Raw genomic sequence first — 10171 nt, 5'->3', positions numbered from 1 at the left:
CTCAGCAACTGGTTGAAAGCATCATCATCTACATCTTCTGCGATGCGTTCAAGGACTGATGAACGCGGTATATGATCAAAAAACCCTGATATGTCGGATCGAACGAACTGGGTTTGATCGGAGCGAAACGCTTCATCAATCATTTGGAGAGCATGCGGAACACTCCGGTTCGGAACCCCACCGACACTTGTCGGATGAGAGTTTACGGCCTTAATAAACTTCGACTTTTCTTGCAGGGTTTCAAGCAAAGCTCGCTCTACTATTCTGTTCTGGACTGACGCCATTACGATGCCGCGCTTGCCACCGCTGCCTTTTTTTACAGTCGCGCCATATTGAGGCTCAAACTCAAACTTACCTGTTCGCAGAGAGCGTTGAATCTTCTTAACGTTGCTGATTGCGTCACGATCAAACTTCTCTATGCCCGTTCTGGTCTCGAAGGAAGTTGATCTCAGTCCATTAGACCTAATCTTTCTCCAGGCTGAAAAGAGTGTTTTCTGCTCCGTGGCCTTTGTAAAAAATTTCCCCATTTACGTGCTCTCTGGCAGACGACATCGGAAAGCCTCGCCCTACCTCTAAACGCAACATTTGCTCACCAGGACCTTCACCGCCATTATCGTAAACGACGTCGTCGGCACCCTGTAGGCCGGTCCTCGGTTCATAACCAATCGCCAACCCGCCCTTCTCAATCTTCACGGCGCTCAGTGTGAGCCCGCAGATCAAAATCAGCGAAATGAACGCGCCTCGACAAGTTGCCGAAGCGGCCTTGCGCCAGCATGACATGCTGACATGTTTTTATTTGCGCCGATTTCCATCGCACAGACCTCCATAAGGTAGCTTACCTTTTTCGGGCCGATTGCAAGAAGAAATCTCGCGCCGCGTCCAGGCGAAGCCGTAAAGAAACTCTAATGACCACCCGAAGCTTCATTTCATCGGAGAAATGAAGGGCTATGGCCAACTCAGAGGCAAGGCTCACCATTTGCTCACCAGGACCTTCACCGCCATTATCGTAAACGACGTCGTCGGCACCCTGTAGGCCGGTCCTCGGTTCATAACCAATCGCCAACCCGCCCTTATCAATCTTCACGGCGCTCAGTGTGAGCCCGCATTTCTTGTGAAGAACAAAGCAGTTTAAATGTAGGGTGCCGTATGGTTCGATACAAGGGGGTGGGAGCAAACTGGAAATTGCCCCTACATCTTGGATGTCGTAGTTTTTACTGAGACAGAGATTAGTGAATGCTACCGTATCGACTAAAACTCGCTTCTGCTAACCTGCTTTGCGCCCCAAGTGTTCAAGAAATGCGATTGATGCAATGAAAGTGGCATCTTTGCACAAAGGCAGCAATGGGCCCAGACTGCGTTAGAAGCGCACTCGGTTACCAAGAGCTCGATCTTGCACGCAGGACGCGACTAATCAGAACAAAAAAACTTCAGTTTCGCATTTGCTCGCGCACAAGAAGTCTGCATGGCATCCCAGTGCATCAGGAACTGTCGCAGCCGGTTCTGGAGCTGTTCCTGTGCGAGGCCATCTTCAAGCACCTGTCGGTGCGTCATCTTAGCCCCAACAATCCAGATTTCCTTGTCAAAAGAGGGATTTCTGCAAGCAGAAATCAGTAGCTCATTGACGTCCTCGGCGTCTAAGCCAGCAGGATGGCGAAACATTCGGTTTCGGCCAGCAAGGGTAGTAGCGTTCGCTTGAACTTCACTCTGCCACCGCTCTGCCGTCCAAACAGGTGAAGGTCTTCCGAGTGAAATGAATCCTAAGCTTGCAAGGGCCTGCCGCCCGACGACCTGTAATCCGCCTACATTAAAACCGCGACCATTGGGTCCCTGACTTCCGACCTTCGCGTGCACGAGAACCATTTTCTTGTTGTCTGGATCAAGTCCAATAAAGTCGGCAACTTCCTGACCGTCATCATCACATAACCAAATCGGCAGGGCTTCAATTGCGGCAGTCAGCTCATCGTCAGGTATTCCATCGGCTGCACGTTGTCCTTCACAGGTAGCAGAAAAGACTCCAAAGATTGACTGCTGGTGCCAAATGCTCCTGTTGGGCGCGAAGTGATTTTCACCTTTCTCGGAATTCACCTGATCAAGTGACGGAGAGGCCAAAACATAGTCCAAAATCGGGGTGCTTCCATCTTCGAGTTGCCAGCGAACGCGTGGCTCATAGAAGTTTCCTTCTGAGTAAATCACGCCCTGACGAGAGGTGAGAACGCGAAATGACTGTCGCTGGTTTAGACGCTGAACAAGCGTTTGGCCTTGACGGCGGTCGTCCCGTTCTTGTGCCGGAAAGCGCGCGTTCAGTTCATCGCTTTCAATGCGATACTTGCCTGTTTCCTCAACGAACTCCACTGAACACTGGATTTCCTGATCATCGATTTCGATCGTGAAGTTTCCATTCGCTTCATCAACGTCTGAACACAGATCGAAGTAGTTGACATCCTCATGCAAGACGAAAGCCGCTCCCCCAACGTCATCATCACGCATGTCGTCCAGTGACGGATCAATAAGGATGGAGACTGGCTGGGCATCTTCGGTCGTGACATCTTCAACGACGGAAGCATAGCGATCGAACACAGGGCTTCGAGAACGACCATTGTCACTTAGCTCGGCGGCAACTTCTGCCGTCCACCCAACATACTCGGCTATAGGGACATAGCGTTCAGATGCATCTCGCAAGCGCGAGCGCCCAAACCCAACATATCTAGCGCTGCCATCTACAAAACCCGCCGCCGTCGAAGGCACGAGCGATGGGTCAAGTAAGTCAGTGAATACGTCGGCAAAGGACCGTGTTCGCATGGCCATGCCGCGAATAGAGTGCTGCGACATATCGAGTGAAGAGAAAGACATACGTGAAAGGCGAGAAGCATTGTCTTCGCCGTCTTTCGGAAAGGCCTTCTCCATGAGAGAGCGACCAGCGCGCTTTAGCTTGAGGCCAGCCATATCGACAACAAGTCCTTCGGTATCGTGCATGAACACAAACTCGCCCTGCTGGACTGCGACAAATATCCCGAGCTTCCATTCAGAAAAGAAACGGTCAATCAGATAAGGTGAATTGCGCCAAGCGTAGTAAGAAAACCCCAGAGCATTGCCCGGCATGCCGTCTACGGGCGTAATCTTGAAGCGATCTTTATCCATGATCGCTTCTTCGATGACCGATCCAAAGACCTGAATATTGGGAAGAGGATCAATTGTTTTGAGAACGGCAGCGGATTGGGGAAGCTGGATATCAACTGCTGCAAGCGGTTGTTCAAACTCAAACCGCCCTCGAAATTCACCGCTGATATATTGATATTCGGCCATGTATTCGAGCAAACGGTCAGGCAGAGTCACTTCGTTGCTAACGATGTGCTCAGTCTTTCGTGCAGCATAGTCCTCATAGCCCTTATAGCGTTCCCAGGCAGTGTGAATTCGTGATGCGTTAGCCGGAGAACCAAGGACCCACCCTGTTTGTCGAAAGCGCGCATCGCCCTTTGAATGTCGTGTGGCCCGGCCAATCTGCTGTACGAGTTGACGCGCATTGCCCATGAGATCAAAGATGCCGACGGCGACAAATGCGGGATCATCAATGCCTTCCATCAACTTGTACTGATGAATCCAAAAAGTGGCATCAGCACGATTGTGCTGAGCAGATGCAACGCTGGTAAATCGATTCTGATTTTGAGGAGTCCTCCTGGCGCGATCATGTATCACTAGAGACTGAGTCTCAAAGACGCGGTCAATTTCGGATTGAAGCATATACAGCGTATCTAGGTCATCACCACGCACCATGACTTTTGGTTGGGTGCCATCGCGAAACCAGTTTCTTGCAGCGGCGAGCCTGTCAGAAAGTTCTTGATGCAAGATTTCGACAAACTGAATTACAGCAGCTTGCCGGTCGCCCTCTGGTTCAACAGCAGGAAGAATGACTTCGGCAGGACGTATTATCTTTCGCTCAATGGCTTGCGCGTGCGGAAAGTTGAAGAGATAGCGGCCCCGCACCCTGAACGACTTGTAGTCATTTCGATAGGGTGTGGCGCTTAGAAGAAGCGTTGGTAAATTGAACTCCCTAACACCACGGGACCACGACACTGCTGGTTCGTAGTGGCCTTCATCTACGATAACCAAATCGAAATTGTCACGTATCTCCGCGAGCATAGCTTGGCAGGCGTCTGAGCCAGGTGCATCGGGATCGAACGCCGCTTTCCGAATGGCACCGAGGGCATGATGCGTGCCGACCAGAATGGCCCTATCCACATCTTCCCCACCGAGATTGTGAACAATTTGCCGGGCACCACTTGGCAGAAGTTGCTCAACATAAACATCGTCGAGTGCCGTTCCCATAGTTTGAGCATCACCGGTAAAAAGGGCGGTTGCATCAACTTCGTAACCCATGTGCTTCCAGAAACGATGGCGAATATCGGCGATCAATTGTTTTGTGAGTGCTGTGCGAGGCGTTAGAACAAGTACACGCCGCACGTCTGGCAGGCAGCGCACCAGGACGGCAACAATCCCAGACTTCCCTGTGCCGGTTGGTAATTTGAGAAGAGCGGCTTCAATTTGTTCCGGACGCTCAGGAATTGCTTTGTCGCCGTTTAGATAAGCGACCACTGTCCCGATAGCCGCTTGCTGATGTTCCCAAAGACCGGGGGCATCGTCTGCCGCCTCCCAAAACCCGTAGGATTGAAGACGTCGAATGTCTTGACCGAATGCCCGCGCATCAATCACATCCGCATGCAATGAAGTCCGCCCGTCGGCAATGAGTTGTCTTAAATTCAATTTCTTATCCAAATACGTACCAAACAGGCGCTACAGCTCGCCCCAGAGTTGAAAGCGTAACATCTTAATATTGCGATAGAAAGGACCGCCTAAGTGGCGGCCCGATCATCAAATTGAAGTCCATGCAGGTAATCAGCAGCGCGCTGCGCATGCGCAGCGGGAGAAAAAATCACGCGTTTGTCATTCTTCAACGCGGTGAGCTACGAATCGAAACAGGGTTCATGATCATCGCGATCTTTAGAAGCCCTCACGAGGTCGACACAGAGGAGAACTGCGCCTAACTCGGCGGCGAAATCTTTGCTGACATAGCCTTCATCGCAAAATCGCATGCGCCCGAAGGGACTGTCAGGACAGAATTTTTTGACACGCCCAGTGTACGCCCTCATATCAAAACGCCAACGGCAGTTTCGAAAGCTTCAGTAAACTTGCCTCCGTCAGAGCATAGGCCTTGCGAGCGCAGCGAACGCCCGGTCTGACGGGCCCAATCGCAGCATGGCGATCAATGGGTGAATGTCTCCTCCAGGCCGAAAATCCTCTATTGCAACCGCTTCGCCCGTTCTGCCACCCGCTGAACCATCGAAACGGTAGCATTGCTTGCCTGCCGTATCCCAGCTCCCGCAATTTCAGCGTTCGACCTGGTCCCAAACCGTGCCCGCGCCCGCGAGCCTTTGGTGCCGATCAAGCCCTTTGCGAAACCGCCGGGACCGGGAATGCTCGGTGGTGCGGCCATCATGAAGTTGCCTGAGATAGAGCGCACGATCAGCGGGGTGGCGATGATCATGCCGCCTGCGAGGAACATCATCATGAAGAATGGCACTAGTGCGCCGATGTTGCTTGCGCCGGAGGGATCTCCGAGTTCGGTCATCAGTGATCGCGACATTCCGACGACGGTAGAAAAAACCCCCGCGATCACGAGAGGGTAGAGCGCGTAGGACACGGTGCTGGACAGCCAGCGGTGGAAATAGTCCTTGCTGACATTAAACAGTGAAAGCGCGATCATGATCGGGGCAATGCCGATCATGAAGGCCAGCATGATTTTAGCGAAGATCAGCACTAGGCCGCAGAGTGCGCCGATGACGCCTAGTAGGAATGCGCCGATCGCGCCGATGAGGGCTCCGGCCATCCAATGCATGTTGTCACCGGCTGCGTTTAGGTAATTTCCAAACTCTTCGATCAGATCGTCGAATGCACTGGCAAAATATCTAGCCCCCGCGCCACCTCCGCCAAGCCCTGCCACCATACCGCCCGCGAGTTGGTCGAGCCCATCGATCAGCGCGCTCGCCACCGCGTTGAATTGGACCCAGTTCATCGCAAACAGAGAGATAAGCATCAGCTTGAGGGCGAACCAGAACGCGGTCCGCCCATCCATGGATTTGTATTGAAACACCATGTTGAGGAAGACGCCGATCACCGCGAGCGTCGAGGCCACTGCAATGACGCCGCCAAGCTGACTGGCGACGTTGCCAAAGGTGGTTTGAGCCGCGTCGTCCAGAAAGTTGTCGGTTGTCTCTACCATCCAGGTGACGACGCCCATCGGGTGCTCCTATGCTTTCTCGGTCGGTTTGACACGCCAGATGTCGCGTTTCAGGAAGGCCTTCAGGATGTGCTCGCCGTCAAAATCCGGCACGACCGAGACCAGCTCCCAGCCATCTTGGCCAAGAGCCGTCAGCAGCGCTTCGATCTTCGGCGGTTTTGTCTTGGCGGTGTTGATCTGTTCAAGCTTGTATTCAAACATTGGCTGTTTCCTTCGAATGGGCCGGATCAATCGGCAGGTAGAATTCAGTGATGCCGCGCGCGCCTTCATGGCGACCGGCCTGGATGATCACATCAATCGAGCGGGTGATGTAGTCGTTCATGTCCTGGTAGGTCATAAGCACGTCGGTTTTCAGGGCGGCGATGGCGAGGCGCTGCACGGCCAGCTGAGGGGTTTCCGCATGCAGGGTGGTGAGCGAGCCACCATGCCCGGTGTTGATCGCCTCGAGGAAGGTCATGGCCTCTTTGCCGCGCACTTCGCCCAGGACGATACGGTCCGGCCGCACGCGCAGGGTAGAGGTCAGCAGGACATCAGCGCTGCGCGTAGCTTCATCGCGATCAGACATCAGCGTCACGACATTGGGCTGCGTTGGACGCAGCTCCGCGGCCTCTTCGATCGTGATGATGCGCTCGTCGGCGGGCACGAAGGAGAGGATCTTGCGCGCCGTGACGGTCTTGCCGGTCGAGGTCCCGCCGGACACGATCATGTTGAGCTTGTGCCTGACGCAGAACTTGATCGCAGCGTCGATGTCGCCCGTGGCCACGACATCGCGCAGCTCGGCATTGCGGGTACGTCTTGCACCCTCGTTGCTGCGCTCTTTTCCGAAGAGATAGCACAGCTTGATCTGATCCAGCGGCAGGTCTGCGAAGAACCGCAGGGAAATCGCATAGCCGCCATCAACGGCCGGGGGCTGGATGACCTGCGCGCGAATGGGGCGATCGCGATAGGTGATGCTGACCGATACGATAGGCTTGGTCCTGCTGAGTGTGGTGTTTGCCGCCGAGGCTATTTGATTGCCAAGGTCCTTGATCTCGTTCTGAGAGAGCCGACGATTGATGGATCGCATGAAGTGATCGCCCTGAAACTCGGCCCACAACGTGCCGTCGGGATTGATGCAGAGCTCGATCAACTTGGGATCACGCGCCTCGGGGATCTTGTCCATCGAGCTTTGCAGATAGCTGGCCGCCATAATCAGAAAATCTCCAGATCACGGTCGACCATCACTGTGACGCGGGCTCCTTGGTCGACATAGATCACGGGCGAGACCGAGAGATATTCGCCGATCACGCTTTGCGCGCTGTCTTGGAAGTCTTCGCCAATGCCTTCGAGAACATCAGAGGCGATCTCATCTTCGGTGTTCTGGGCTGCCACAGCGGGCAAGGCTCCGATCAGCGATATCAGAGCAGCGGACCCGAACCGCGTGCCAAAGCGACTGTCGACGAACCCGGTCGTGCCGGAGCGCCCCAGTTCGTCGCCCCCGAAGGCGCTGATTTCGACGGTCTGGTTGCTGGGCAGAATGATCCGGTCCCATGCGATGGTCACGCGTTGCTGCGCAATATCGAGACCAGATTGATACCGCCCGATCAGGCGTGCCCCGCGCGGGATCAGGATCCGCGAGCCGTCGTAGGCGTGGACATCTTCCGATACCATCGCGCGGACCTGACCGGCGAGCGAGCTGTCGATCGCCGTCTCCAGCACGGCCTGGATCATTGTGCCTTGGACAACCGTATTTGACGGGTTCACGATCAACTGGGCCTGCGTCACGTCAGCGGGTTCAGCGCCATTGCGGACAAAGTCTGTGTCGCCATCAAGCCGCCGCTGCTGCGAGGCGGTTTCATTGTTGCCGTTACCCGAGCCGCCAAAGGCGATGATAGGACTGGCGATGCGGGCTTGGAGTTCCTCAAGTTCGGCTTGTCGCCGCCGCTCGAGCTCCTGAAGGCGCAGTTCTTCGGCCGTGGGGCCGGTTGGTGCGGGCGTGCGCGGCGTTTCAAGGCGCGCGAGTTCCAGATCGTTCTGAAGCCGCTGGATTTGCCGCGCGCGTTCTTCCAGTTCTTCGCGCAAAGCGGCTTGCGTCGCAGCGGCCTCGCTGCGCAGGGCATCGATCTCTGCGCCCAAGGTATCCAATGCCTCGAGGTCGACGGCCGGAGCCTCAGGTGCTGGCGCATTGCGCAGGGCTTCAAGCTCTGCCCGCATGGCGTCCATTTGCGCGCGCAGTTCGTCTGTTGCGTTGTCTGGTTCTGATTCTGCTGGAGGTGGCGATGTGTCAATCGGTGCAGGGGTTGGCTCAAGGTCTCCAAACCCTGGTCCCGCTGCTTGGAATTCATCCGGTGAGGCGGTTTCGAGGCCTTCGGGTTCAGAGCCGCCAGAGAACAACAGCAAGAGACCACCAAGGGCGACGATGGCCCCAATACCCAGGGCAATAGTGATAGCCGACGGCCGCGATTTTCGGTTTTGTGGTTTACCTTCAAGCGCTTCGAGGCGCTTCTTTAGCTCAGCAGTTTCACTCATCCTGATTTGCCTCGCTCATCTCTTGAACGCAGATCTCGTCCTCCCCAAGCCTGAGAACCCATCGATCGCTGACACCTGACACACGGATCACACCGTCTGGCCGCGCGAGCGCATTCACGCTGCCTGGCCGCGCGAGCGCATTCACGCTGCGCTCATTGCCGCCGGACCATCGAAAGATCGCGGGTAACGGCGCATTCGCGGCAAAGCGAAAATAGGTGAAGGTGCCGTCGTCCCAGATTTCGCGCGGGGTGATCTCGGAACGCGCGCTGACGCCATAGGCGTGGTTTGCTGGCGCGGTGGCGGCCACACGCGATTGTCGAGGGGTCGCCTCGGGATAGGTGAAGCGAATGACGTAGAAGGTCGGCGAGCTCGCCTCAGTCACGTTGAAATAATAGCTGCGCCGGTTGGTGTAGACGGTGATGTTGGTGTGCGCGCCGCGCGTGACAGGCTTGATTGCAAAGGCCTGGCCTCCAGGCACGCCGTCCAAAAGAAAGCCTGCGGTGTCACCCGCGATAATTGAGCGTATGGTCTCGCCCTGGCCAAACTCAATGCTGGTCACATGGGTCAGGCTGGTGCGTATGCGGTAGACCTGCCCATCCTGATAGGTGGCCAGCCGGACGCGGGCGTCATAGGGACCCTGGCGCGGCTGAGTTTCGGCGAAAGCCGTGCCAGCAAGCGGAACCAGGAAGACGAGGATCAGGAACAGGCGGCGCATTGGTTACTCCAGACGATCCGAGCGGATCGCGTATTCTGTGACGGTGAAGCCAAAAGGGTTCTGCCAGACATCATCGATCGACCGGCTATTCTCTGGCCGAAACTCAAACATCAGCGTTGCGGTGAAGAGCCCGTTTTGACTACCGCGCGGCGAGTTCAATCGCTTGCGCAGGCGCACCTGGGCGCGATTGGCGCTGATATGGGTGATCGACAGAACCTCGACATCAAGCCGGGCATCTGTACCGTAGCTGTCCGGCGGATAGGCTTCGTGGCCGCTGGTCCAAAGCGCGCGCAGTCCTGCAGCGGCCGCGCCGTCCGACTGGTCCAGGACCCGCCGCACACGCACGTCATTGTCGAGCTGATTGTAAGTCTCTCGATCAATCACATAGCGGTAGACCTGTGCCTCGATGATAGCGGGGCGTTCCGTGAGTGAGACCGCTTCAACCATGGCATTGGGGAGGGCCATGCCGGTTTCGCTATCAAAGGGCACAATCATGGGCGGCGGGTCCACCTCGAACAGGGCAACGAGGGCAGTGGCGAGGCAACCTGCCATGCCAAACGCAATGCCTGTCAGCCCCAATTTCTGCCACATGAGCTCGCGTCGTCGTGCGCCGTACACGAGCTCTTCTTCGATGATTTCTGCCTCGCTGTTCATGG

At 55.7% G+C, this 10171-nt stretch carries 7 protein-coding genes and 1 pseudogene; all 8 read right to left on the bottom strand.

The annotated features are described in order from the left end of the window. Positions 1-527 (bottom strand): annotated as a pseudogene (locus tag ACMU_RS19375) (RNase H family protein); the annotation flags it as partial. Between the two features lie 880 nt (positions 528-1407). Next, a complete protein-coding gene (locus ACMU_RS18170; protein ID WP_161635710.1) occupies positions 1408-4770 on the bottom strand; it encodes a DEAD/DEAH box helicase in 3363 nt (1120 codons plus the stop codon). 523 nt (positions 4771-5293) lie between these two features. After that, positions 5294-6292, bottom strand: coding sequence for a type IV secretion system protein (locus ACMU_RS18165; protein WP_035262802.1), 999 nt, complete (start codon positions 6290-6292; stop codon positions 5294-5296). 9 nt (positions 6293-6301) lie between these two features. Next, the gene (locus ACMU_RS18160; RefSeq protein WP_035262800.1) at positions 6302-6493 is read right to left on the bottom strand and encodes a DUF4177 domain-containing protein; all 192 of its coding nucleotides are present in this window, start codon (positions 6491-6493) and stop codon (positions 6302-6304) included. Beyond that, positions 6486-7481 (bottom strand): ATPase, T2SS/T4P/T4SS family, encoded by a 996-nt coding sequence (locus ACMU_RS18155; protein WP_035262799.1) that lies wholly within the window; start codon positions 7479-7481, stop codon positions 6486-6488. The genes ACMU_RS18160 and ACMU_RS18155 overlap by 8 nt, the downstream gene beginning before the upstream one ends. 2 nt (positions 7482-7483) lie before the next feature. Then, on the bottom strand, positions 7484-8800 hold the full coding sequence (locus ACMU_RS18150) for a TrbI/VirB10 family protein (protein ID WP_035262796.1): 1317 nt from the start codon (positions 8798-8800) through the stop codon (positions 7484-7486). After that, entirely contained in the window at positions 8793-9515 is a 723-nt protein-coding gene (locus ACMU_RS18145; protein ID WP_035262793.1) for a TrbG/VirB9 family P-type conjugative transfer protein, read from the bottom strand. Before ACMU_RS18145 ends, ACMU_RS18150 begins: the two co-directional genes overlap by 8 nt. A gap of 3 nt (positions 9516-9518) precedes the next feature. Further along, on the bottom strand, positions 9519-10169 hold the full coding sequence (locus tag ACMU_RS18140; RefSeq protein ID WP_035262790.1) for a virB8 family protein: 651 nt from the start codon (positions 10167-10169) through the stop codon (positions 9519-9521). Between the last annotated feature and the right edge of the window lie 2 nt (positions 10170-10171).

This window comes from Actibacterium mucosum KCTC 23349 (genome assembly GCF_000647975.1).
Lineage (GTDB): Bacteria > Pseudomonadota > Alphaproteobacteria > Rhodobacterales > Rhodobacteraceae > Actibacterium > Actibacterium mucosum.
This window is presented reverse-complemented; position numbering and strand designations above follow the sequence as displayed.

Excerpts from the sequence above, each read along its gene's own strand:
- ACMU_RS18165 (WP_035262802.1), bottom strand. The coding sequence starts at position 6,292 with ATGGGCGTCGTCACCTGGATGGTAGAGACAACCGACAACTTTCTGGAC.
- ACMU_RS18160 (WP_035262800.1), bottom strand. The coding sequence starts at position 6,493 with ATGTTTGAATACAAGCTTGAACAGATCAACACCGCCAAGACAAAACCG.
- ACMU_RS18155 (WP_035262799.1), bottom strand. The coding sequence starts at position 7,481 with ATGGCGGCCAGCTATCTGCAAAGCTCGATGGACAAGATCCCCGAGGCG.
- ACMU_RS18150 (WP_035262796.1), bottom strand. The coding sequence starts at position 8,800 with ATGAGTGAAACTGCTGAGCTAAAGAAGCGCCTCGAAGCGCTTGAAGGT.
- ACMU_RS18145 (WP_035262793.1), bottom strand. The coding sequence starts at position 9,515 with ATGCGCCGCCTGTTCCTGATCCTCGTCTTCCTGGTTCCGCTTGCTGGC.
- ACMU_RS18140 (WP_035262790.1), bottom strand. The coding sequence starts at position 10,169 with ATGAACAGCGAGGCAGAAATCATCGAAGAAGAGCTCGTGTACGGCGCA.